Origin of the sequence: Bradyrhizobium sp. JYMT SZCCT0180 (assembly GCF_018130165.1) — a bacterium.
In the GTDB taxonomy this organism is placed as follows: Bacteria; Pseudomonadota; Alphaproteobacteria; order Rhizobiales; family Xanthobacteraceae; genus Bradyrhizobium.
Map to the genome: position 1 here is coordinate 238,024 of NZ_JAFCLZ010000006.1, position 22,371 is coordinate 260,394.

20 protein-coding genes and 1 pseudogene are annotated in these 22,371 nt (G+C 63.1%); 7 read left to right on the forward strand and 14 right to left on the reverse strand.

All coding sequences use genetic code 11. The annotated features are described in order from the left end of the window. Positions 1–31 precede the first annotated feature (31 nt). Positions 32–1,003, forward strand: a complete 972-nt coding sequence (locus JQ641_RS11195; protein ID WP_211996011.1) for a Bug family tripartite tricarboxylate transporter substrate binding protein — start codon at positions 32–34, stop codon at positions 1,001–1,003. A 2-nt stretch (positions 1,004–1,005) separates the two neighbouring features. Beyond that, positions 1,006–1,497, forward strand: a complete 492-nt coding sequence (tsaA, locus tag JQ641_RS11200) for a tRNA (N6-threonylcarbamoyladenosine(37)-N6)-methyltransferase TrmO (RefSeq protein ID WP_211996012.1) — start codon at positions 1,006–1,008, stop codon at positions 1,495–1,497. A gap of 94 nt (positions 1,498–1,591) precedes the next feature. Here the strand turns inward: tsaA and JQ641_RS11205 are convergent, their stop codons facing one another. The 4 genes from JQ641_RS11205 to JQ641_RS11220 form a co-directional block, all read right to left on the reverse strand. Further along, positions 1,592–2,020 (reverse strand): HIT family protein, encoded by a 429-nt coding sequence (locus JQ641_RS11205; protein WP_211996013.1) that lies wholly within the window; start codon positions 2,018–2,020, stop codon positions 1,592–1,594. Between the two features lie 47 nt (positions 2,021–2,067). Next, positions 2,068–3,315, reverse strand: coding sequence for a GNAT family N-acetyltransferase (locus JQ641_RS11210; protein ID WP_211996014.1), 1,248 nt, complete (start codon positions 3,313–3,315; stop codon positions 2,068–2,070). Positions 3,316–3,470: 155 nt separating this feature from the next. Next, complete coding sequence (locus JQ641_RS11215; protein ID WP_211996015.1) at positions 3,471–4,217, reverse strand: glycerophosphodiester phosphodiesterase; 747 nt, start codon at positions 4,215–4,217, stop codon at positions 3,471–3,473. A 14-nt stretch (positions 4,218–4,231) separates the two neighbouring features. Further along, complete coding sequence (locus tag JQ641_RS11220; RefSeq protein WP_192733716.1) at positions 4,232–4,699, reverse strand: RidA family protein; 468 nt, start codon at positions 4,697–4,699, stop codon at positions 4,232–4,234. A gap of 249 nt (positions 4,700–4,948) precedes the next feature. Between JQ641_RS11220 and JQ641_RS11225 the strand changes: the two genes are divergently transcribed. Further along, on the forward strand, positions 4,949–5,818 hold the full coding sequence (locus JQ641_RS11225) for a cell envelope integrity EipB family protein (RefSeq protein WP_211996016.1): 870 nt from the start codon (positions 4,949–4,951) through the stop codon (positions 5,816–5,818). Positions 5,819–5,919: 101 nt separating this feature from the next. Here JQ641_RS11225 and JQ641_RS11230 read toward each other — a convergent pair whose 3' ends face one another. Both JQ641_RS11230 and JQ641_RS11235 read right to left on the reverse strand, forming a co-directional pair. Further along, positions 5,920–7,245 carry a DNA polymerase IV gene (locus JQ641_RS11230; protein WP_249150339.1) on the reverse strand — a complete coding sequence of 442 codons (1,326 nt, stop codon included), beginning with the start codon at positions 7,243–7,245 and terminating at the stop codon, positions 5,920–5,922. Next, entirely contained in the window at positions 7,224–7,523 is a 300-nt protein-coding gene (locus JQ641_RS11235; RefSeq protein WP_211996128.1) for a DUF3572 domain-containing protein, read from the reverse strand. The genes JQ641_RS11230 and JQ641_RS11235 overlap by 22 nt, the downstream gene beginning before the upstream one ends. Positions 7,524–7,789: 266 nt before the next feature. Between JQ641_RS11235 and JQ641_RS11240 the strand changes: the two genes are divergently transcribed. Next, the gene (locus tag JQ641_RS11240) at positions 7,790–8,155 is read left to right on the forward strand and encodes a response regulator (RefSeq protein ID WP_027538546.1); all 366 of its coding nucleotides are present in this window, start codon (positions 7,790–7,792) and stop codon (positions 8,153–8,155) included. A gap of 15 nt (positions 8,156–8,170) precedes the next feature. Further along, positions 8,171–9,547 carry a PleD family two-component system response regulator gene (locus JQ641_RS11245; RefSeq protein WP_211996018.1) on the forward strand — a complete coding sequence of 459 codons (1,377 nt, stop codon included), beginning with the start codon at positions 8,171–8,173 and terminating at the stop codon, positions 9,545–9,547. A 151-nt stretch (positions 9,548–9,698) separates the two neighbouring features. On the opposite strand, the gene JQ641_RS11250 is transcribed toward JQ641_RS11245, so the two are convergent. Continuing rightward, positions 9,699–10,904, reverse strand: a complete 1,206-nt coding sequence (locus JQ641_RS11250; RefSeq protein WP_249150340.1) for a serine hydrolase domain-containing protein — start codon at positions 10,902–10,904, stop codon at positions 9,699–9,701. Positions 10,905–10,993: 89 nt separating this feature from the next. After that, positions 10,994–11,575: a TetR/AcrR family transcriptional regulator gene (locus JQ641_RS11255; RefSeq protein WP_211996019.1), complete on the reverse strand. Its 582-nt coding sequence runs from the start codon at positions 11,573–11,575 to the stop codon at positions 10,994–10,996. Positions 11,576–11,709: 134 nt separating this feature from the next. On the opposite strand from JQ641_RS11255, the gene JQ641_RS11260 reads away from it, so the two are divergent. Together JQ641_RS11260 and JQ641_RS11265 are read left to right on the forward strand one after the other, a co-directional pair. Continuing rightward, on the forward strand, positions 11,710–12,942 hold the full coding sequence (locus JQ641_RS11260; RefSeq protein WP_211996020.1) for an MFS transporter: 1,233 nt from the start codon (positions 11,710–11,712) through the stop codon (positions 12,940–12,942). 138 nt (positions 12,943–13,080) lie between these two features. Next, positions 13,081–14,055 (forward strand): hypothetical protein, encoded by a 975-nt coding sequence (locus tag JQ641_RS11265; RefSeq protein WP_211996021.1) that lies wholly within the window; start codon positions 13,081–13,083, stop codon positions 14,053–14,055. Positions 14,056–14,169: 114 nt separating this feature from the next. Here the strand turns inward: JQ641_RS11265 and rpmG are convergent, their stop codons facing one another. From rpmG to topA, 6 genes and pseudogenes are all read right to left on the reverse strand, one after another. After that, complete coding sequence (gene rpmG / locus JQ641_RS11270; RefSeq protein ID WP_027537094.1) at positions 14,170–14,337, reverse strand: 50S ribosomal protein L33; 168 nt, start codon at positions 14,335–14,337, stop codon at positions 14,170–14,172. A 125-nt stretch (positions 14,338–14,462) separates the two neighbouring features. Beyond that, on the reverse strand, positions 14,463–15,788 hold the full coding sequence (locus JQ641_RS11275) for an LLM class flavin-dependent oxidoreductase (RefSeq protein ID WP_211996022.1): 1,326 nt from the start codon (positions 15,786–15,788) through the stop codon (positions 14,463–14,465). A gap of 258 nt (positions 15,789–16,046) precedes the next feature. Continuing rightward, positions 16,047–16,785, reverse strand: a pseudogene (locus JQ641_RS11280) (NUDIX hydrolase). Positions 16,786–16,822: 37 nt separating this feature from the next. After that, entirely contained in the window at positions 16,823–17,263 is a 441-nt protein-coding gene (locus JQ641_RS11285) for a DUF983 domain-containing protein (protein ID WP_211996023.1), read from the reverse strand. Next, complete coding sequence (gene rnr / locus JQ641_RS11290; protein WP_211996024.1) at positions 17,251–19,590, reverse strand: ribonuclease R; 2,340 nt, start codon at positions 19,588–19,590, stop codon at positions 17,251–17,253. The genes JQ641_RS11285 and rnr overlap by 13 nt, the downstream gene beginning before the upstream one ends. After that, positions 19,591–22,350, reverse strand: coding sequence for a type I DNA topoisomerase (gene topA, locus JQ641_RS11295; protein ID WP_211996025.1), 2,760 nt, complete (start codon positions 22,348–22,350; stop codon positions 19,591–19,593). It lies immediately after the preceding gene. Positions 22,351–22,371: the final 21 nt, after the last annotated feature.

Sequence of the window (22,371 nt, forward strand, 5' to 3'; positions counted from 1 at the left end):
TCCGGCAACGCGAAAAATGTAGGGAAACGACATGAATTGGCGCGCAGTGGCGGTCTTGGTTTGCGGCATCGTTCTGGCCGCGCCGCAAGGGCAGGCGGCCGAATATCCCACGCGACCGATCAAGCTGATCGTGCCTTATGCAGCGGGCGGCCCGACCGACGTGCTCGGCCGCATGGTCGGCGAATATCTCGGCCGCGACCTGAAGCAGCCGGTGGTGATCGAGAACAAGGCCGGCGCGCAGGGTGCGATCGGCGCCGAGGCCGCGGCGCGGGCCGAGCCCGACGGCTACACGCTGTTCTTCACGGCGGCATCGATCTTCGTGCTCAACCCGATGCTGTACAAGAAGCTGCCCTATGATCCGCAGCGGGATTTCCGGATGCTGGCGCTGATCACCGATCTGCCTGTGGTCATGGAGGTTCATCCTTCCGTGCCCGCCAAGACGGTGGCGGAGTTCGTGGCTTACGCCAAACAAAACCCCGGCAAGCTCAATTTCGGATCGGCCGGCACCGGCGGCACCATTCATCTCGCCGGCGAGATGTTCAAGCAGATGGCCGGCGTCGACATGGTTCATGTCGCCTATAAGGGCGCAGGGCCGGCGCTGACCGATCTGATATCGGGCAATATCCAGCTGATGTTCGACACGCTCGGCACCGCGCTGCCGCCGGTGAAGGGCGGGTTGCTGCGCGCGCTTGCGGTCAGCTCCGCACAACGTATCTCAGATTTGCCCGATGTGCCGACGATGGCCGAGAGCGGCTATCCGGAGTACGGCGTCAGCGTCTGGTACGGCGTTTCCGCGTCGTCAAAACTGCCTGACGATATCGCGCGAAAAATCACCGCAAGCCTCGACAAGGCGCTGGCCGATGATACGTTCCGCGCCTCGCTGGAGAAGGTCGGTTTTCCGCCGCTGCGGCCGCGCAGCCAGGCTGAGATCGACCAGTTCATCGCAACCGATCGCGCGCGCTGGGCGGGCGTGATCAAGGCGCTCAACATCTCACTGGATTAATTATGGTTCGGGAAAGCGAAGTCCGCGAAGGCGAAATCACCGTCGACATGCCGCCGGCCAGGGATGCTGGTTTGGTGTTCATCGGCCGCATCCGCACGCCCTGGAAGTCGCGGCTGGAAAGCCCGCGGCAGGGCCGTCATGACGGCCCGGTGTGCCGGCTGGAGATCTTCGAGCCCTGGGTGCCCGCGCTCAAGGGCGTCGATTTCTACTCCAACCTCGAAGTGCTCTATTGGCTGCATCTGTCGCGCCGCGACTTCGTGCTGCAAAGCCCGAAAAACAACGGCAATACGCGCGGGACATTCTCGCTGCGCTCGCCGGTGCGGCCCAATCCGATCGGCACGTCCATCGTCAAGCTGGTCGGCGTCGAGGGCAACGTCGTGCTGGTGCGCGGCCTTGACTGCCTCGACGAGACGCCGCTGATCGACCTCAAGCCGGACCGCTGCGAGTTCACGCCGCTGGCGCCGCCGCAGCCGGGCGATTTCGAGACGGAGTGATTTCTTTCGTCATTGCGAGCGCAGCGAAGCAATCCATTGTCACCGCGCATGCCGAAGGATGGATTGCTTCGCTTCGCTCGCAATGACGGGGTAACTACCCCTTCAGCGCCGCGATCAGCTTGGTCGCGTTGTCCTCCAGCACCTTCACGTCTTCCTTGCGGCTGGCGGGCGGCAGCATGGCGACGCCCTCGTGGCGCGGCAGCACGTGCATGTGCAAATGGAAGACGACTTGTCCGCCGGCGGGTTCGTTGAATTGTTGGATGGTGATGCCGTCGGCGTGGAACGCCTTCATCGCGGCAGCGGCGATCTTGTGGGCGCCGCGGGCGACATGGGCGTAGTCGTCGGGCGTGATGTCGAGGATGTTGCGGGCAGGGGCCTTCGGGACCACCAGCGTATGGCCGGGCGAACGCGGCATGATGTCGAGGAAGGCGAACACATGCTCGTCCTCATAGACCTTGTGGCAGGGAAACTCGCCGCGCAGGATCTTTGCGAAGATGTTGTTCGTGTCATAGGTGGCGGACATGGCGGCTCCCTCGGTTTCGTCTCATTCTCAGGTCGGTATTATCAAGGTCAAGCCTCGTCGGCGGCCTTGCGGAACGGCCCGGCCTCGGTGAGTTCCCGCCCGACCTCGGCGACGTAAGCGCGTTCGCGCTTCAAATAGTCTGATATCGCCCGGCGCAGGTCGGGATCGGCGATGTAATGCGCCGAATAGGTCGTCTGCGGCAGATATCCGCGCGCCAGCTTGTGCTCGCCCTGCGCGCCGGCTTCCACCGTTTTCAGGCCGCGCTCGATCGCAAAGTCGATGGCCTGATAATAGCAGACCTCAAAATGCAGGAACGGATGATGCTCGACCGCGCCCCAGTTGCGGCCGAACAGGGTGTCTCCGCCGATGAAATTGATGGCGCCGGCGATCCAGCGGCCATTGCGCCGCGCCATCACCAGCATGACGTCGCGGCTCATGCTCTCGCCGATCAGCGAGAAGAATTTTCGCGTCAGATACGGCCGGCCCCATTTGCGCGAGCCGGTCTCCATGTAGAACGCAAAGAAGGCGTCCCAGGCTTCCTCGGTGATGTCTGCTCCGGTCAGGCGGTGGATGGTGATGCCGGCGGACACGGCCTCGCGCCGCTCGCGCTTGATCGCCTTGCGGTGGCGGGAGTTCAGCGATCCCAAAAAGTCGTCAAAGGTCTTGTAGCCGTCATTGTGCCAGTGGAACTGCTGGTCGGTGCGCTGCAGGAATCCCTGGGCGCCCAAAAACTTCGCTTCCGCCTCGCGGGCAAACGTCACGTGAACCGAGGAGGCGTTGGTGGCGTTGCACAGCGCCATCAGACCTTGCGAGAGCGCGGTGCCGATCCGCTCGTGGTCGACGTCGCCGCGGATCAGCAGGCGCGGGCCGGTGGCGGGTGTAAACGGCACCGAGGCCTGCAGCTTAGGGTAATAGCGGCCACCGGCGCGCTCATAGGCGTCGGCCCAACCGCGGTCGAAAACGTACTCGCCCTGCGAATGCGATTTCAGATAGCAGGGCACGATGCCGGCGATCTTGCCATCGAGCCGGGCGAGGAGATGCCGCGGACCCCACCCCGTGCGGGCGCAGGCCGAGCCGGAGGCTTCGGCGGCGGAAAAAAAGGCGTGTGAAATGAACGGGTTATAGGCAAGTTCTGAGTCGACGGACGAATCGCCTGACGTGCCGGGTGAAGCCAGCGTATCGAGGTTTTCGAGGCTGTTCGGATCGCCCTTCGGATTGGCGCAGGCGTCCCATTCCGCAGCCGGGATATCGCTGGCTGAGGGGACGGCTTCGAGGGTGATTTCGGATGACGCCATCGAGAATTCGCAGCCGGTCCCTTGCGATCAGCCATCGCGATGGTGACCAAGTCAGGCAAAGATCAAGTCAGGCAAAGATGTTGCATTGCGCCCGCGACTTCAAGGCCATGCCGTGCGGATCAGGTTCCCGGCGGGAAACCTTAGGGCCCAAGACGTCAGGGAACAAATCCCTCAAAGATCATCTGGTCGGCGTAGCTGATGGCGCGGGCGCGCTGGTCCGGCGTGCGCACGGTCCAGGTCAGCAGCGGCAGGCCGAAGATATTGCGGGCGATCCAGGGTGCAGCCGCCGGCAGTTCGTTGACCCAATAGGCGACGAAATGCGGCCGGGTGCGGAAGGCGTGGCGCAGATGCGTCATGCCCCGGCGCTGTGCCACTGAGGCTTCCGGCCATTCGTCCTCGGTATATTCGCGCTCGGCAACGATGCCGCGCGCGCGCGAGGGGATCAGCTCGCGCAACGCCAGCACCTGGTCCGGGTCGAACGACATGCCGACCGCGGGGCCGGAGTAGGTCGCGAGCACCTCGGCCATCCGCGTCACCAGCCTGCGGTCGCCGTCGAAATGGCTTTTGACCTCGATCACCAGCGGCACGCGGCCGGCGACCAGCGTGCAGAGGTCGCTGAGCGTCATCATCCGCTCCGGCGTGTTCTTGAATTTGACCGCTTTCAGTTCGGCGGCGGTCTTGCCGAGCAATGCGCCCGAGCCCTCGGTGAGGCGGCCGAGCGCATTGTCGTGATGCACCATCGCCTCGCCATCGGCGGAGAGCTGGATATCGACCTCGATGGAGAAGTTTCCCGCGATCGCCGCCTGAACCGCGCCCGGCATGTTCTCGAGGATGCCGCGCGCAGCGTCATGGAGGCCGCGATGGGCGACCGGCCGTGCCGTCAACCAATTAGGCGCGCGCATCGCGCGCTTCCTTTTCAGGATACCTCGAACACGCCGTCGACTTCGACCGCCGCGTCGGAGGGAAGGGAAGAGACGCCGACGGTGGTGCGGGCATGGCGGCCCTTGTCGCCGAAGGCGGTGACCATCAGGTCGGACGCGCCGTTCAGCACCTTCGGCCCGTCGAAATAATCCGGAGCCGAGTTGACGAAGCCGCCGAGCCGGACCACGCGCACCACCTTGTCGAGATCCCCGAGCGCGGCCTTGATCTGCGCCAGCAGATTGACCGCGCAACCCTGCGCAGCGGCATAGCCCTGTTCGGTGGTGACGCCGGCGCCGAGCTTGCCCTTGGCGATCAGCTTGCCTTCGGCATCGGCGCACACCTGGCCGGAGACGAATAGCAGGTTTCCGGTGCGGACGAAGCCGACATAGTTCGCCATGGCGGCGCGGGGCTCGGGCAAGGTGATGCCTTGTGCCGCCAGCTTCTGTTCGACCGTGCCCGCCATGTTTCGTCCCCGTTTGAATTGACCAACACCTGAACCTTTTCAGGTCCGCATTGTTTCGCGCATCACGTTCGAGGTTGCAAGCGAGGGCGGATTGGAGGCGGACACTGCAAGCGGCGGCAATTCCGAGAAACAGGCCGGAAAACGTGGCATTCCGGCGTCAAATTCCTGCGATTTCGTGACGCCGCCCTAGTTGCGACGCAATAGAGCCGACAGTAATGTATCGAATCTTCCGCTTCACAAGGAGAACACATGGCTCGACCGTTCCGGATTCCGCCTCGTGCTTGGGTGCTGACAATCGCAGCCGTTGCAACAGGATCGGTTTTCCAGGCCGGGCCAGCGCTGTCAGCCGCAAGCGGGCCATTCCTTGCCCATCAGGCGCTCTACGAACTCAACCTGGTCAAGTCGCGCGGCTCCAACGCCATCAACGGTGCGCGCGGGCGCATCCTCTACAATTTCTCCGGCAGCGCCTGCGAGGGCTACACGTCGGAATTCAGGCAGGTGTCGGAGCTCGACAGCGGCGAGGGCAAGCTGACGCTCAGCGATTTGCGCTCGACCTCCTGGGAGGATGCCGCGGGCAAGAGCTACCGCTTCAAGATCGACACGCGGATGAACGATACGGCATCCGCCCCGGTCGACGGCGTCGCCGAGCGGACCGGCGATCACATCACGGTCAAGCTGAAGCAGCCGGTGGCGAAGACGTTCAACCTCGAAGGCAAGATCGTGTTCCCGACCGAGCAGATCCAGCTCATCATTGCGGCTGCCCGCGAAGGCAAGTCGGTGCTGGAACTGATGGTCTATGACGGCTCTGATAATGGCGAGAAGGTCTACAACACGCTGTCGGTGATCGGGCAGCCGATTCCCGGCACCAAGACCATCGCTTCGCCCGATCCCTCCACCGCGAACGACCAGATGAAATCGCTGACGCGCTGGCCGGTCACGGTGAGCTATTACGACCGCGACGCCAAGGCCAAGGACGGCGAACAGACGCCCGTCTATGCGATGTCGTTCGAACTGTTCGAGAACGGCGTCTCCCGCGCGCTGATGCTGGATTACAATGACTTTGTCATTTCAGGCGCGATGGGGAAGTTTGACGTCAGGGATTCGAAACCCTGCAAATAGCTTCGTAGGGTGGGCAACGGCGCGCTTGCGCCGTGCCCGCCATCCTTGCTTGGACATGCTTGGTGGGCACGCTGCGCTTTGCCCACCCTACGGCACTTCCGTCATTCGTCTTCTTCCTCGTCATCCTTCGCCGGCCCCCCATACGCGATGCCCCTGATCACAGCGGCGTTGCCGAACTTCTTGCGCAAATCATCCATGGCGCGTTCGGCGTGGGCCGAGCGGCGGTCCAGCATGTCTGTGTCGTCGGCCTGCGAGCCTGCGCGCAGCGCGCTGACGCCGGTGCCCATCAGGCGAAAGGCGGTGCCGTCGATCTCCTTCGCCAGCAATTCACGGGACACCGCAAAGATCTTCGCCGCCAGTTGCGTCGGCGCCTGGATCGACTGCGAGCGGGTGCGCTGCCTGAAATCGGCGGTCTTCAATTTCAGCGTGATGGTCAATCCGGAAAGGTTGCTGCTTTTGAGGCGCGATGACACCTTCTCCGACAGCCGCCACAGCGTTCGCTCCAGCGTCGCGAAGTCGCGGATGTCGTTATCGAAGGTGGTCTCGTTCGAAATGGTCTTGGCGCCGCGATCGGGCACCACCAGGCGGTCGTCGATGCCGCGCGCCAGCCGCCACAGCCTGCGGCCTTCGCTGGCGAACTGCTTCATCAGATCGACCTCGTCGGCGCGCTGCAGATCCGCGATGGTGCGAAAACCGCGCTGCAGCAGCTTTTCCTGGGTCGCGGGGCCGACGCCATAGATGAAGCCGACCGGCCTGTCGGCCAGCATCTCGCGGGCTTCGGCCTGGTCGAGGGCGGCAAAGCCGCGCGGCTTGTCGAGATCGGAGGCGATCTTGGCGAGGAACTTGTTGCAGGACAGGCCGACGGAGACGGTGATGCCGATGTCGCGCTCGACGTCACGGGCGAAGCGCGCCAGCACTTTTGCGGGAATCATGCTGTGGACGCGCTGGGTGCCGGAAAGGTCGAGAAACGCCTCGTCGATCGACAGCGGCTCGACCAGCGGCGTCAGCGTCTGCATGGCGTGGCGCACCTCGCGGCCGACCCGGACATATTTGGCCATGTCCGGCCGAATCACGATCGCCGCGGGACAGAGCGCCAGCGCCTTGAACATCGGCATCGCCGAGCGCACGCCAAACGTCCGCGAGATGTAGCAGGCGGCCGAGACCACGCCGCGCTTGCCGCCGCCGATGATGACCGGCTTGTCGGCAAGTTCCGGGTTGTCGCGCTTTTCCACCGTCGCGTAGAACGCGTCACAATCGATATGCGCCATCGCCAGCGCCGGCAACGAAGGGTGGCGAACCAGGCGAGGGGAGCCGCACTCGCTGCACCGCCTGGCTTTGATATCGAGGTCGCCGAGACAATCCCGGCAAAAACAGCGCGGACCATCGCCTGCCTGCGCCAGGGCGCTCACGGCACGTCGCGCTCCCAATGCGGGTCGCCCAGCACCTGACGGGCGGCGGAGATGTTGGTAGGATGGAGCTCGGAAGCGGCCGCAAACGCCTTCACGGTTGCGTCATCGCGCAGCACGAAATCCAGCACGCTGGCCAGAAATTGAGGGTCGGCGGCGGCGGTCCGGAGCGTCTCCGGGCCTAAACCGCTCTCGACCAGAAACAGGCCCAGCCGCTCCGGATCGGACGCAATGAAGGACAGCGCCTGAACCGCAACGATTTCAGCTACTTCCCGGGGGTTGTGAACAGGCTTTTTCAACAGATGGGTTTGCCTTTCCGTTAACTTATGGTCTCTAGTTTGACGGCCATCATGCCCGAGTCTGCGGAATGTGTTCAAGCAAGTGGAAACCGCTTCGCGAAAAGATGGCACTTGTTAGTAGAAAAACAGGACTCGGATTTAACGGGTTAGAGCGAATCTGGCGCTAGTTTGATTTCACTTTTCTACAAGCCCGGAAAGGCGGTGCGGAAGCACCCAAAGGCCGGGCCTGTTCTGGAAACCAGTTCTTGGGACAAGGGAGGGACGGGATGGCCAAAACCGTCCTGATCGTGGAGGACAACGAGCTCAACATGAAGCTCTTTCGCGACCTGTTGGAAGCGCATGGCTATCAGACCTCCGGCACCAGCAATGGCTTCGAGGCACTGGATCTCGTTCGCAAGCTGCGCCCCGATCTGATCCTGATGGATATTCAGCTGCCGCAGGTGTCGGGTCTCGAGGTGACGCGCTGGATCAAGGACGATCCGGAACTGCGCGCGATACCGGTCGTTGCGGTGACGGCATTCGCCATGAAGGGCGACGAGGAACGCATCCGCGAAGGCGGCTGCGAAGCGTATCTGTCCAAACCAATTTCGGTCGGCAAATTTATTGAGACAGTACGGCGTTTTATTGGGTAGTGGGAGTGAGTTTCGATGTCTGCGCGTATCCTGGTCGTCGATGATGTTCCCGCCAACGTCAAGCTGTTGGAAGCCCGTCTGTCGGCCGAGTATTTCGATGTGCTGACCGCCACCAACGGCGCCGAGGCGCTGGATGTCTGTTCGCGCGCAGAATGCGACATCATCCTGCTCGACGTCATGATGCCCGACATGGACGGCTTTGAGGTCTGTCGCCGGCTGAAGTCCAACCCGGCCACGCATTTCATTCCGGTCGTTATCGTCACCGCGCTCGACAGCCCGGCCGACCGCGTGCGCGGGCTTGAGGCCGGCGCCGACGATTTCCTGACCAAGCCGGTGTCCGACGTGGTGCTGATCGCGCGCGTCCGTTCGCTGACGCGGCTGAAGATGATGACCGATGAGCTGCGCATGCGCGCCATCACCTCGCTCGAAATCGGCATGGAAGCACCCGAGCGCACCGCCGTGGCCGACAAAGGCATTGGCGGGCGCATCCTCCTGGTCGACGACCGCCCGTCATCCTACGAGCGGCTGGCGCCGCTGCTTTCCGCCGAGCATACCGTCGATGTCGAGGCCAATCCGGCCGAAGCGCTGTTTCATGCCGCCGAAGGCAATTACGATCTGCTGATCGTCTCGCTCAGCCTAGAAAACTACGACGGCTTGCGGCTGTGCAGCCAGGCGCGCTCGCTGGAGCGGACCCGTCAGGTGCCGATACTGGCGATCTCCGACGCCGACAACAATGCGCGGCTGCTCCGCGGGCTCGAGATCGGCGTCAACGACTATCTGCTGCGCCCGGTCGACAAGAACGAACTTTTGGCGCGCGCGCGCACCCAGATCCGCCGGCGCCGCTATACGGATCATCTGCGCGACAACGTGCAGAACTCGATCGAAATGGCGATCACCGACGCGCTGACCGGCCTGCACAACCGCCGCTACATGGAGAGCCATCTGGCCACGCTTGCCGAGCAGGCCTCGAGCCGCGGCAAGCCGCTGGCGCTGATGATCCTCGACATCGATTTCTTCAAGGCCATCAACGACAATTACGGCCATGACGGCGGCGACGACGTGCTGCGCGAATTCGCGGTGCGCATCCGCAAGTCGATCCGCGGCATCGATCTCGCCTGCCGCTATGGCGGCGAGGAGTTCGTCATCGTGATGCCGGAAACCGACCTGCATGTCGCAGGCATGGTGGCGGAGCGGCTGCGCCGTTCGATCGTGAGCGAGACTTTCGCCATCGCCAAGGGCACCAAGCGTATCGAGGTCACGGTCTCGATCGGGCTGTCGACGCTGGAGCGCAAGGGTGAGCCGGTCGCCGACGTGCTGAAGCGCGCCGACACGGCGCTGTATCGCGCCAAGCACGACGGCCGCAACAGGGTCGTGGTTTCAGCGGCGGCGTAAGCGCCGGCGTTGACCCTGGCTCGGTGTCATCACCCGCGCATGCGGGTGATCCAGTACGCCGCGGCCTCTCGATTCAATCGCTAACGTCTCTGGAATACTGGATCACCCGCATGCGCGGGTGATGACGGCATTTGTATCGGTCGCAGTCTTGCTACCGCCCGCGCTTCACCGCGTCATACGCCAGCCGTTTGAATTCGAACGAGAACGGATGGACGAACGCCATGTGGCGCTGCGCCATCATTACGCCCGCCATGTTGTGTTTCGGCGAAATCCACCATTGCGTGCCGGCGACGCCGCCCCAATAGAGCTCGCCTGATGCATCCGGATGGTCGAACGGCGTCGGCTTGACGATCAGGCCGCCCGCCAGCGTGTGCGCCTTGCCGACCTGTTCGCCCATCAGGGCAAAGCGGATCCACTGGCCGTCCGGCAGCTGGTTGGTCAGCATCTGCGAGATCGTCTCCGGCTTGAGCAGCGTGTTGCCGCCTGGCAAAAGGCTCCGGATCAGCGCCACCATGTCGGGCAGCGTGGTGACCAGACCGCCGCCACCGTCGAACCGCGCGACCGGGCGCAAATACGCGCCGGGGTAGGGCGCTTTCTCCGATCGCGTCAGCCCGGGCTTCAGGGGCTCCATCAGATCGGCGCCGACGTAATAGGCGACAAGCCGGCCGTGATCCTTCTCCGGTACCACGAAGCCGGTGTCGACCATGCCGAGCGGATCGAAGATGCGGCTCTTGACGAAGACGTCGAACGGCTGGCCGCTGATGACCTCGACCAGTCGCGCCAGCACGTCGATGGCGACCGAATACTCCCACGACGTGCCGGGATGATAGATCAGCGGCAGATCCGCCAGCACATCGACCATGTCGGCGAGCGTCGTCGTGGGGTTGAGCACGCCGCGCTCGGTGTAGGCCTTGAAGATGGTGCTGCCGGGATCGAAATAGCCGTAGCTCAGTCCTGAACTATGGCTCATCAGATGGCGGATGGTGATCGGCGACTTGGCCGGCTCGGTGTCGTCGAGCGACGTCGCGCCGGGGCGCAGCACCTTCCGGTTCGCGAACTGCCGGATGTACTTTTCGACCGGATCGTCCAGCTTGAGCCGGCCTTCCTCCATCAGCAGGAGCGCGGCGCTGGAGGTCACCAATTTCGTATTGGAGAACGCACGGAAGATGTGGTCGGGGCGGAGCGCCGTCTGCGCTTCCTTGTCGGCCCAGCCGACGCAGTTGACGTCCACCAGATCGCGGCCGACCAGGACCGCGGACGACACGCCGGCCAGAATGTTGCCGTCGATATAGCGCTGCATCGCGGCGTGGGCCGGTTTGAAGTCGTAACCCTTGGCGGTCACCGTCAAGTCTTCCATGGTGTTTCCTTGCTTGCGCCGTTTGTTTGGCTGTCGTTCCCAGCGTTAGCAGGGACGGCGATAGAGGGTCAACGCGCGCTGATCTGTGGCTATTGCGCAGTCTCCCCGCCGCCGACTTTCACCCCGGCATGCCTGAGCAACACCGTTGCGGCTTCTTTCGCCGCCCGCGCCATCGCCGGATCGTTGCGAACCAGATCTTGCGCGATGCAGCCGTCGACGAGGACGGCCAATTGCGTTGCCAGCGCCTCGGCATTCCCGACGCCAATCTGCAGCAGCAAATCGCGAAACCAGAGACGGCGGCTTTCCTTGAACGCGATTGCGATCTTGCGGACGGATTTATCCTCGCTGCCGAGTTCGGCCACCGCGTTGACGAACGGGCAGCCGCGAAAATCCTTGGCTGCAAAACGCCGCTCCAACGCATCGAAGGTGCCGAGAATCTGTTCGACCGGCGGCTTCTCGGACGGGCGCGGCTGCACGAAGCGGCGTGCCAGATAGGCCGAGATCAACGCATCCTTGGATGGGAAGTGGTTGTACAGCGTGCGCTTGCTGATGCCGATTTCGGCCGCGATCGTGTCGACGCCGACCGCACGAATCCCCTGCAGATAGAACAGCCTATCCGCGGTTTCGAGAATCCGGTCCTTCATGTCCGGTTTGGCGGGCAGGGGTGCCATGCGCGTGCGCGATATCCTTCAGCCTTGACAGCAGACGGCCCTTATAGCCTTGTTACACAGGTCTGTGTACCTAAATCAGACCGCAAACGCAGGACGCGGCTTTTGAATCGCGGCCGCTAGGGAGAATAAAAACAATGGCCCTGCTGCAAATCCTGCGTCCAACACTCCCGATCCTGATCGGTGCCTCCGTGATGCTGACCCTGAGCATGGGCCTGCGGCAGAGCTTTGGTATTTTCATGCAGCCGCTGACGAAGGACATCGGCATTTCGGTGTCGGACTTCACGTTGGCGCTGGCCGTGCAAAATCTCGCCTGGGGATTCCTGCAGCCGATCGCCGGCGCCATGACGGTGCGCTACGGCTTCCGCCCGATCATGATCGTGGGCACGCTGATGTACATCGTCGGCCTTGCCCTGATGGCGACCGCGCACGGGATGATCCCGATCCTGATCGGCGCGGGCGTGCTGATCGGCGCTTCGCTCGCCTGCACCGCCAATGCGATCGCGATGTCGGTTGCCGCGCGCGCCGTGCCCGCTACCGTGCGCAGCACCGTGATGGGCATGGTCTCGGCGGCGGGGTCGCTCGGGGCTCTGGTCTCGGCGCCGATCGGGCAGCTGTTGAACGAGGGTTTTGGCTGGCGCGTCGGCGTCGCCGGCTTTGTGATCCTGTCGCTGTTCATGCTGCCGGCGGCCTGGTATGCGGGCAGGGCCGACAAGATCCCGCTGCCGCCCAAGGCCGCCGACGACATCGGCGACGCTTCGGCTTCGACCGCCGCCAAGATCGCGTTCGGCAACGCATCGTTCGTGGTGATGACCTGCGCCTATTTCGTCTGCGGCATGCAGCTGGTGTTCCTCACCACGCATCTGCCGTCCTATCTTTTGATCTGCGGCCTTGATCCGATGCTGAGCGCGCAGACGCTCGGCATGATCGGCGGCTTCAACGTGCTGGGCAGCCTGTTCTTCGGCTGGGCCGGCCAGCGCTGGAACAAGCTGGCGCTGCTCGGCGGCATCTACATTTTCCGTTCGATCGCGCTCGCCTGGTATTTCATGCTGCCGGCAACGCCGGCAACCACGCTGCTGTTCGGCGCGATCATGGGGTTCCTCTGGATGGGTGTCGGCCCGCTGGTTGCGGGCGCCGTCGCCGAAATGTTCGGCCTGAAATGGCAGGCGATGATTCAGGGCCTAGCCTTCATGAGCCACCAACTCGGCTCGTTCCTCGGCGCTTACGGCGGAGGGCTGATCTACGACCAGCTCGGCTCCTACACCATGGCGTGGCGGATCGGTGTCGCGCTGGGACTTGCGGGCGGCATCATCCAGGTCGCGTTCGCGCTGATCAGGCCAAGCGAGCCGCCAATGGTCGCTGCGAGATAGCCAAAAAAGGACCTCGGCAAGCCGAGAGGGTTTGAGGGCATGCACGTCCAGCGCTGGCGCCGCGTAAGGCTCATAGCAGACCTTTACTATAGCTAGAGGTAGAGTATCTTGCTTGGCTTCTACTCCAAGGAGTGGACGATGAGCCGAGAGCTGTGGGCGACATATTCAGTGAGAGACCATCTCACACCACGTAACCTTGCCGTCGATGTTGTTCTGTTCGACCGGCTTGTGTTTCCCGTTCCGGCGGTCGGATATTTTCCGGACAATAGCGGGCCTCCCAACAAGAACGGTCCAGTCGACTGGAAACCTGATCTCGCGGAATGGGCACGGTGGGAGAAAGGAGGGTGGGATCCTGCCGCGCAGCACAAACTTCTAGACTTGCTAAGTCCTGTCATCCGCAGGGTGTCCTGGAATAGCGAGGGCAAAATGGAAGACGAATACCGAGCGGAAGCTGCAAGGCTGGCTGCCCAAGGTGTTCCGGACTATGCCTTTGCTGCGACCCGAACGCTGTTGACGCGAGATTTGCCGGCTTACGTCGATGGCGTCGCGTTAGGACCCGCTTATCGCTCTTTCAAAGAATTCGAGAGTGAAGGCGGCAACCATACTCCCGGTGGAAGACAGGTCTTGCCTCGGCAGCTACTTGCCAACGTGCTCGCTGCGGAGCTTCTCGTTCCAGATGTCGACGACGACAAGCTTTCTGACGAAAAAATGCTAACCGAAGTAGTTGAATTTGTTACCGGGGATGCAGAATTTCGGAAGCGACGCACGGCCTTCATCGATTGGCAGCAAAACTTCATCCGCGATGGCACGACGGATCGAGAGTCGATCGACCGTGCGGTCAAGGAAATGCGCGAGTTGGTGGATTCAACCAACACCGCCGCCAAAAAGTTGACGATAAGGAAAGTCGCCCGGAATCTTTTTCGGCTTGCGCCGTCAGCCCTCGGCGTTGCGGGTGCCGCGTTGGGTGGCGGACTCGAGTTTGCGGCGGGAGGCGTTTTTCTGTCAGTTGGGGCGATCGCGGTGGACGAAAAGGTCTTCAAATCCGCTGAACAGTTACAATCTCCAGCAGCCGCTTTTGTCCATGATGCGCGCCGTCGGTTCGGTTGGAAATAGACGGCCTCGCGGGGCACCATTGGGCTGCGGCCATCGCTCGCGCTCGCATCTGCAGAATCAAAACGGGGCCCGAAAAGGGCCCCGTTCAAAACAAGTCAGCAGCGTTTCGAACGCTTACTTGATCTTCGATTCCTTGAACTCGACGTGCTTGCGCGCGACCGGGTCGTACTTCTTCTTGACCAGCTTGTCGGTCATGGTGCGCGAATTCTTCTTGGCGACGTAGTAGAAGCCGGTGTCCGCCGTGGAAACGAGCTTGACCTTGATGGTGACCGCTTTGGCCATGTTCAAAACCCTTGATGTGTGAAAATCGGGTGCCAGCCAAATCGGCCCGCATTTGTGCGGCAACCTAGCTTCTGATCGCCCAAAGTCAAGGTTTTCAGCGGCGAATCCGGTCCAAATCCGGGCAATTAACCCTCAAAGAACCGGTTTTTCGGCCTCGGCAGCCCCAAATTCTCGCGGAGGGTCTTGCCTTCGTATTCTTTACGGAAAATCCCGCGCTTTTGCAGTTCCGGCACCACCTTGTCGACGAAATCGTCGAGGCCGGCGGGCAGGAACGGGAACATGATGTTGAAACCGTCGCTGCCGCGGCTGGTCAGCCATTCCTCCATCTGGTCGGCGATCGTCACCGGGGTGCCGACGAAGGAGAGCCCACCATAGCCGCCGACGCGCTGGGCGAGCTGACGCACGGTCAGCTTGTCGCGCGCCGCGACATCGACCAGGCGCTGGCGGCCGCTCTTGCTGGCGTTGGTTTCGGGAATCGGCGGCAACTGGCCGTCGGGATCGAAACCGGAGGCGTCGGTGCCGAGCTGAACCGACAGCGAGGCGATCGCGCTGTCGTAATGCACCATGCTGTCGAGCTTTGCGCGCTTCTCCTTTGCCTCATCGACGCTGTCGCCGACCACGACGAAGGCACCCGGCAGGATGACGAGATGCTCGGGGTTGCGGCCGATCTTTTCCATCCGGCCCTTGATGTCGGCGTAGAGTTTTTGGGCATCGGCGAGAGAGCCGCCGCCGGTGAACACGGCTTCCGCGGTCTCTGCCGCCAGCTGCCGGCCGTCGTCGGAGGCGCCGGCCTGCACGATCAGCGGCCAGCCCTGCACGGGGCGGGCGATGTTAAGAGGCCCGCGGACGCTGAGATATTTTCCCTTGTGATTGAGCACGTGCATTTTGGTGGGATCGAAATAGAGGCCGGATTCGACGTCGCGCACGAAGGCATCGTCGGCAAACGAATCCCACAGGCCGGTAACGACGTCATAGAATTCACGCGCCCGCTTGTAGCGCTCGGCATGCTCCATATGGTCGTCGAGCCCGAAATTCAGCGCGGCGTCCGGATTGGAGGTGGTGACGATATTCCACCCCGCGCGCCCATTGCTGATGTGATCGAGCGAAGCGAAACGGCGCGCGACATGATAGGGCTCGTCGAACGTGGTCGAACCGGTCGCGATCAGCCCGATATGTTCGGTGGCGCCGGCCAGCGCCGACAACAGCGTGAACGGTTCGAACGAGGTCACGGTGTGGCTGCGCTTGAGCGCATTGACCGGCATGTTCAGCACGGCCAGATGATCGGCCATGAAGAAGGCGTCGAATTTTCCGGCTTCGAGTTTCTGGATCAGTTTCTTGATACGCGGGAAACTGAAATTGGCGTCCGGCCAAGCCCCCGGATAGCGCCACGCGCCGGTGTGGATAGAGACCGGCCGCATGAACGCGCCGAGCTTGAGTTGCCGTTGTGCCATCGCCCCGTTTCCGTGTTCGTTGGTGTTGGGGAAAGAGATAGGCATGGCAGGTGGTTGCGCCATCGGCGGCAGGCAGAAGAATTTTGCAATTTAAGGGATGGGGGGAGAAGGATTCGACGCCGCCAATACCGTCATTGCGAGCGAAGCGAAGCAATCCATCGCGCGGCGCAGACGGATAGATGGATTGCTTCGTCGCTATGCTCCCTTGCGCAAACGCTTTGCGTTTGTCGCAGGCAATGACGGGGAGAGAGCCGGGCCCTACGCCCCCAGCACGTCCTTTTGCATCTTGCCGCCGTAGAAGTGGAAGAACGGCACCGGGGCGTCGTGGCGCAGCGGGCCGGTGGCGAGGCGGCGGTCGAGTTCGGCGAGCACGGTTCTTGGTCATGGCATGCGCATCGGCGAGCGGTTTCGAGCCGATCTCGACCCAGACCAGCTCCACCAGTTCGGCATCGGCGTGGATCACGCCCTCGACCTTGTGGGCGATGGCGGAAGCGTCGGCGGTGAAGAATCGGGTGTCGAAACGACGGACGCGGCCGGGCGGGGTGATCGCGCGTGCGATCAGGAACAGGCTGGACGGATCAGGCAGCAGGCCGGCATCCGAGAACGGCTGCCAGGCGCCTTCGAGTTTTACGGGCTTTTCGACCTTGCGGCCGAGGCAGAGTCCGGTCTCTTCGCAGGCCTCGCGGATCGCCGCAACCGCCAGCGCACGTGCGCGCGACGGCGCGATCTTCGGGCTGCCCTTCAGCAGATTGGCTTCGAGCTCGCCGGTGATGGGTGCGGCAACGGGAATGCGGTTGTCAGCCTTGTCGACGCGGCCGCCGGGGAAAACATATTTGCCGGGCATGAACACCACATTGTCGTGGCGTTTGCCGACCAGCACCTTCGGCTTGTCGCCGCTCCGGTCGATCAGGATCAGCGTCGCGGCATCCTTTGGTCGAAAATAGGGATGGTGATCGGCTTCTTTTCCTTCGACGATTGCAGGCGCTGCTTCGGTCATTCCATCCCCGTTCGGTCTTTTGTTGTTTTTGGTTTAGCTAGACCGGCGGAATGTCGCTAGGGGCATTTTCGTCAAAGCCATGCATACGCAGCGCCCATTGGAAACCGACCACGGCGCCCTTGACCGGTTGCAGCAGCAACAGCGACGAGAGGAAGGTGAAGGGCAGGTAGATAGCCATTTGCAGCCAGATCGCCGGCGAATAATTGGTTTCCACCCACAGCACGACCGGTACCACGATATGGCCGACGATGACGATCACGAGATAGGCCGGCAAATCATCGGCGCGGTGCGGCGTGTAATCGAGCCCGCAGGTCTTGCAGTGGTCGTCGACCTTCAGGAACGCCCGAAACAGCTTGCCTTCGCCGCAGCGCGGGCAGCGGCACATGAAGCCGCGCTTCATCGCAGTCCAGAGGTCGCGCTTTTCGCCCTTCACGGATTCCCTGGTCCAGACTGTCGTCGCGGGGTTCACCGTTTCCATGACTTGCCTCTCTTCGATTTGCCGGGCTTGCCTTTACCGGACTTGCTTTCCTTCGGATGCGGGCTACGGCCCGGACGCGTCTTCGATGGCGTGACCGGGGCTTTCGAACCTTCGCGGCGGCCGCCCTGTTTTCTGCCGCGCGGAATGACCTTGCCTTCAAATAGTAATTCGAACCGCAGCGCGCCAGCTACTGGTGCTGCTTCTACCAGACGTACGTCGAGAACGTCCCCCAGCCGGTGCATGGCACCGCTGCGTGAGCCGACGAGCGCGTGGCGCGTCTCGTCATAGTTGAAATATTCGGTCCCGAGCGTGCGGATCGGGATCAGCCCGTCGGCGCCGGTATCAGACAACTTCACGAACAGTCCGGCGCGGGTGACGCCGGAAATGCGGCCCTGGAACGTCGCACCGATGCGGTCGGCGAGGAAATGCGCGATCAGCCGGTCGGCGGTCTCGCGTTCGGCCTTCATGGCGCGGCGTTCGGTGACCGAAATCTGCGCGGCGACTTCGCTCAGCGTTTCCAGCGTTTCGGTGTCCGGCAGCGCGCCTTCGCCGAGGCCGAGCGCGCGGATCAGCGCGCGATGCACGATCAGATCGGCGTATCGCCTGATCGGCGAAGTGAAATGCGCATAGCGCCGCAGGTTGAGGCCGAAATGGCCGTAATTCTCCGCCGAATATTCCGCCTGCGCCTGCGAGCGCAGCACCACTTCATTGACCAGCGGCTCATAGTCCTCGCCGCGGACCTGGCCCAGCACGCGATTGAACAAAGCGGGGCGCAACGCGCCCGCTTTTGCAAACGGCAGGTCGAGCGTCTTCAAAAATTCCTGGAGGTTATGAACCTTCTCCTGGCTCGGCTCGTCGTGCACGCGATAGATCAGCGGCAGCGCCTTCTTCTCCAGCATTTCGGCGGCGGCGACGTTGGCGAGGATCATGAACTCCTCGATCAGCCGGTGCGCATCCAGCCGCTCCGGCACGATGACGCGATCGACGGTGCCGTCGGGCTTCAGCAGGATCTTGCGCTCGGGCAGATCGAGATCCAGCGGATCGCGCTCGTCGCGCGCCAGCTTCACCAGTGCATAGGCCGTATAGAGCGGCTTGAGGATCGGTTCGAGCAGGGGACCAGTCGTGTCGTCGGGCCGGCCGTCGATTGCGGCCTGCGCCTGCGCGTAGTTCAACTTGGCGGCCGAGCGCATCAGCACCCGGTGAAAACTGTGCGACCGCTTGCGGCCGTCAGGGCCGATCACCATCCGCACCGCGAGCGCGCCGCGCGGTTCGCCCGGCACCAGTGAGCACAGATCGTTGGAGATGCGCTCGGGCAGCATCGGCACCACGCGGTCCGGGAAATACACCGAATTGCCGCGCGTCAGCGCGTCGCGATCGAGCGCCGAAGCCGGGCGCACATAGAACGCGACATCGGCGATCGCGACATGGACGATGTAGCCGCCCTTGTTGTTCGGATCGTCATCGGGCGCGGCATGAACCGCGTCGTCATGGTCCTTGGCGTCGGGCGGATCGATGGTCACGAGCGGCAGCTCGCGCCAGTCCTCGCGGCCCTTGAGTATCGCCGGCTTTGCGTCCTCGGCTTCGCGCAATGCTGATGGTGTGAAGGCCTGCGGAATGTCGTGGGCGTGGATCGCGATCAGGCTGACCGCTTTTTCGGTCGCGAGCGAGCCGAGCCGCTCCTTTACCTTACCCGACGCAAGCCCGTAGCCGCGCGTGCGCACCAGATCGACGCTGATGAGGTCGCCATCCTCGGCGCCGCCGGTGTCGGAGCTTGCGATGTTCAACTCCCGACCGGCCTGCTTCTTGTCGACAGGGATCATCCTTCCGCCGCCATTGGGCAGCTTCCGAAAAATGCCGAGCAGGCGGGTGCGAGCGTGGTCGATGACCTTGATGACGCGTCCGCGATACGGCGTGCCAGCAGTGTCGTCGGTCTTTTCGACGCGGAGCAGCGCGCGGTCGCCGACCCCGGCGGCGGTGCCCGGTTGCGGACGACGCGGAACATGGATTCGGATCTTCGGTGCCGCGCCAAACTCCTCTTCATCCCATTCGGTGGGGGTGGCGAGCAGTTCGCCGTCGGTATCGCGGCCGGTGATGTCGGCCATCACGGTCGGCGGCAGCGCGGCGGGCTCGAGAACCTTGCGGCCGCGCTTGGCGATGGTGCCTTCGTCGGCGAGTTCGCGCAGGATTCGCTTCAGCTCGACGCGGTCGGCATTCTTCAGACCGAACTCGCGGGCGATCTCGCGGGTGCCGATCTTGCCTGGATTCGCACGGATGAAGGCAACGATGGCGTCCCGGGCCGGAAAGCCATTGTCGTGTTTTCTCTTCACTTATCCCCGGGCCTTGCCCGCGCTCTTCTTCGCAGGCGTTTTGGGTGCTGCTGCAGGTTTTGCCGCCGACGTCTTGGCCGCAGACGCGACCGGCGCGCGCGCCTTGCTGACGGCTTCCGATTTCGGTTTTGCAGCGGCCTTCTTCACCGCGGCTTTTTTGGCCGGCTTCGGCGCGTCTGGATCAACGGGCGCCTTGGCCTTGGCGGCCTTCTTCGGTGCGGCTTTCTTCGCGCCCCGCTTCGGCTTGCCGCCGCCCTTGGCGGCGCGTTCGTCGATCAGTGCAATGGCTTCGGCGAGCGTAATCGTATCCGGCGTCTTGTCGCTCGGGATCGTGGCGTTGACGCCGCCGGCGGTCACGTAAGCGCCGTAGCGGCCGTTCTTGACGGCAACACCGCCGAGGCTCGGGTGCTCGCCGATCGGCTTGCCGGGATCGGCGCCGAAGCGACGGCCGCTCGGGCCCTTCAAGATCTTTTCGGCGATAAGCGTCACCGCGCGATTGAGGCCGATGTCGAACACCTCGTCACCGGCTTCCAGGCTCGCATAGGTCTTTTCGTGGCGCACGAATGGGCCGAAGCGGCCGATGCCGGCGGTGATCGGCTCGCCAGTCTCGGGATGCTTGCCGATCTCGCGCGGCAACGACAGCAGTTTTAGCGCAAGCTCGAGCTCCATATCGCCGGGCGAGGAGCCTTTCGGAATACCGGCGCGGCGCGGCTTTTCGCCCTCGGCATAATCCTTCTGCTCGCCGAGCTGGATGTAGGGACCGAAGCGTCCGGCCTTCACCGTGACGTCGAGATCGGTTGCGGGGTCCTTGCCGAGCACGCGGTCGGCGCTGGCCTCGCTGTCAGCGGCAAGCGGACGGGTGTGACGGCATTCCGGATAATTCGAGCAACCGACAAAGGCGCCGAACTTTCCAGCCTTCAAATTGAGCCTGCCGGTGCCGCACGTCGGGCACTGCCGGACATCGCCTCCGTCAGCGCGAGGCGGATAGATGTGCGGGCCCAGCATGTCGTCGAGAGCATCGAGCACCTCAGAGACGCGAATATCCTTGATGTCGCTGACTGCACCGGCGAATCCGGTCCAGAACTCTTTCAGCACATCCTGCCAGGAAATCTCGTTGTTGGAGATGCGGTCGAGCTGTTCTTCCAGATTGGCGGTGAAGTCATATTCCACATAACGCGCGAAGAAGTTTTCGAGGAACGCGACCACGACGCGGCCCTTGTCTTCGCCGTGCAATCGCTTCTTCTCAAGCTTGACGTAGCCGCGGTCCTTCAGGACCTGCAGGATGGAAGCGTAGGTCGAGGGACGACCGATGCCGAGTTCTTCCATTCGCTTGACCAGCGACGCTTCGGAGAAGCGCGGCGGCGGTTCAGTGAAATGCTGGGTGACGGCGAGATCCTGCCGCTTCAGCGCTTCGCCCTCGCTCATCGCGGGGAGGCGACGGGAATCCTCGTCTTCCTCGTCATCGCGGCCTTCCTGGTAGAGCGCGAGGAAGCCGTCGAACTTCACGACCTGGCCGCTGGCGCGCAGGTCCAGCACGCGTGAGCCGGCCTTGGCGGCGATATCGACGGTGGTGCGTTCCAGTTCGGCGGATTCCATCTGGCTCGCGATGGTGCGGATCCAGATCAGCTCATAGAGCTTGGCCTGATCGGTATCGAGACGCCGGCGCATTTCGGCCGGACGGCGCGACATATCGGTCGGGCGAATCGCTTCATGCGCTTCCTGCGCGTTCTTGGCCTTGGTCTGGTACTGGCGCGGCGCCTCCGGCACATAGGCGTTGCCGTAATCCTCGCCGATCACCTTGCGGGCCTGGGTAATGGCCGAGCCGTCGATCTGCACGCCGTCGGTACGCATATAGGTGATGAGACCGGTGGTCTCGCCGCCGATATCGATGCCTTCATACAGGCGCTGCGCGATCCGCATCGTATGCGCCGGCGCAAAGCCGAGCTTGCGGCTGGCTTCCTGCTGCAGCGTCGAGGTGGTGAAGGGGGCCTGCGGATTGCGGCGGGCGGGCTTGGCTTCAACGGTCGAGACCGTGAAGTTGGCGGCCTCGATCGCTTTTTTGAGGTCTTCGGCTTCAGCGCCGGTGCCGATGTCGAGCCGCTGGATCTTCTTGCCGTCGGCGCCGACCAGCCGCGCCTCGAACGTATCGCCGCGCGGCGTCGTCAGCGTTGCCACCAGCGACCAGTATTCGCGCGGCACGAATTTTTCGATTTCGAGTTCGCGGTCGCAAACCAGCCGCAACGCCACCGACTGCACGCGGCCGGCCGAGCGGGCGCCCGGCAGCTTGCGCCACAGCACCGGCGACAGCGTGAAGCCGACCAGATAGTCCAGCGCGCGGCGCGCCATATAGGCGTCGACCAGCGCGCCATCGATCTGGCGCGGCGACTTCATCGCATCGGTCACCGCCTGCTTGGTGATGGCGTTGAACACCACGCGCTCGATCTTGTGGTCCTTCAGCGCGCGCTTCTCTTTGAGTACTTCGAGCACGTGCCAGGAGATCGCTTCACCCTCGCGATCAGGGTCGGTTGCGAGAATCAGTCGGTCGGCGCCCTTCAGGGCCTTGGCGATATCGTTGAGCCGGCCGGCCGCCTTGGGGTCGACCTCCCAGATCATCTGAAAATTGGCGTCCGGATCGACCGATCCGTTCTTGGCGGGGAGGTCGCGAACATGGCCGAACGAGGCCAGAACCTCGTAGGAGGCGCCCAAATATTTGTTGATCGTCTTGGCTTTCGCCGGCGACTCCACAATGACGATATTCATGTCATTCCAATAGCTTACGGG

Bases quoted from the DNA above. Each gene is read 5' to 3' on its own strand.
- JQ641_RS11195 (WP_211996011.1), top strand. From the start codon at position 32: ATGAATTGGCGCGCAGTGGCGGTCTTGGTTTGCGGCATCGTTCTGGCC.
- tsaA (WP_211996012.1), top strand. From the start codon at position 1,006: ATGGTTCGGGAAAGCGAAGTCCGCGAAGGCGAAATCACCGTCGACATG.
- JQ641_RS11205 (WP_211996013.1), bottom strand. From the start codon at position 2,020: ATGTCCGCCACCTATGACACGAACAACATCTTCGCAAAGATCCTGCGC.
- JQ641_RS11210 (WP_211996014.1), bottom strand. From the start codon at position 3,315: ATGGCGTCATCCGAAATCACCCTCGAAGCCGTCCCCTCAGCCAGCGAT.
- JQ641_RS11215 (WP_211996015.1), bottom strand. From the start codon at position 4,217: ATGCGCGCGCCTAATTGGTTGACGGCACGGCCGGTCGCCCATCGCGGC.
- JQ641_RS11220 (WP_192733716.1), bottom strand. From the start codon at position 4,699: ATGGCGGGCACGGTCGAACAGAAGCTGGCGGCACAAGGCATCACCTTG.
- JQ641_RS11225 (WP_211996016.1), top strand. From the start codon at position 4,949: ATGGCTCGACCGTTCCGGATTCCGCCTCGTGCTTGGGTGCTGACAATC.
- JQ641_RS11240 (WP_027538546.1), top strand. From the start codon at position 7,790: ATGGCCAAAACCGTCCTGATCGTGGAGGACAACGAGCTCAACATGAAG.
- JQ641_RS11245 (WP_211996018.1), top strand. From the start codon at position 8,171: ATGTCTGCGCGTATCCTGGTCGTCGATGATGTTCCCGCCAACGTCAAG.
- JQ641_RS11250 (WP_249150340.1), bottom strand. From the start codon at position 10,904: ATGGAAGACTTGACGGTGACCGCCAAGGGTTACGACTTCAAACCGGCC.
- JQ641_RS11255 (WP_211996019.1), bottom strand. From the start codon at position 11,575: ATGGCACCCCTGCCCGCCAAACCGGACATGAAGGACCGGATTCTCGAA.
- JQ641_RS11260 (WP_211996020.1), top strand. From the start codon at position 11,710: ATGGCCCTGCTGCAAATCCTGCGTCCAACACTCCCGATCCTGATCGGT.
- JQ641_RS11265 (WP_211996021.1), top strand. From the start codon at position 13,081: ATGAGCCGAGAGCTGTGGGCGACATATTCAGTGAGAGACCATCTCACA.
- rpmG (WP_027537094.1), bottom strand. From the start codon at position 14,337: ATGGCCAAAGCGGTCACCATCAAGGTCAAGCTCGTTTCCACGGCGGAC.
- JQ641_RS11275 (WP_211996022.1), bottom strand. From the start codon at position 15,788: ATGGCACAACGGCAACTCAAGCTCGGCGCGTTCATGCGGCCGGTCTCT.
- JQ641_RS11285 (WP_211996023.1), bottom strand. From the start codon at position 17,263: ATGGAAACGGTGAACCCCGCGACGACAGTCTGGACCAGGGAATCCGTG.
- topA (WP_211996025.1), bottom strand. From the start codon at position 22,350: ATGAATATCGTCATTGTGGAGTCGCCGGCGAAAGCCAAGACGATCAAC.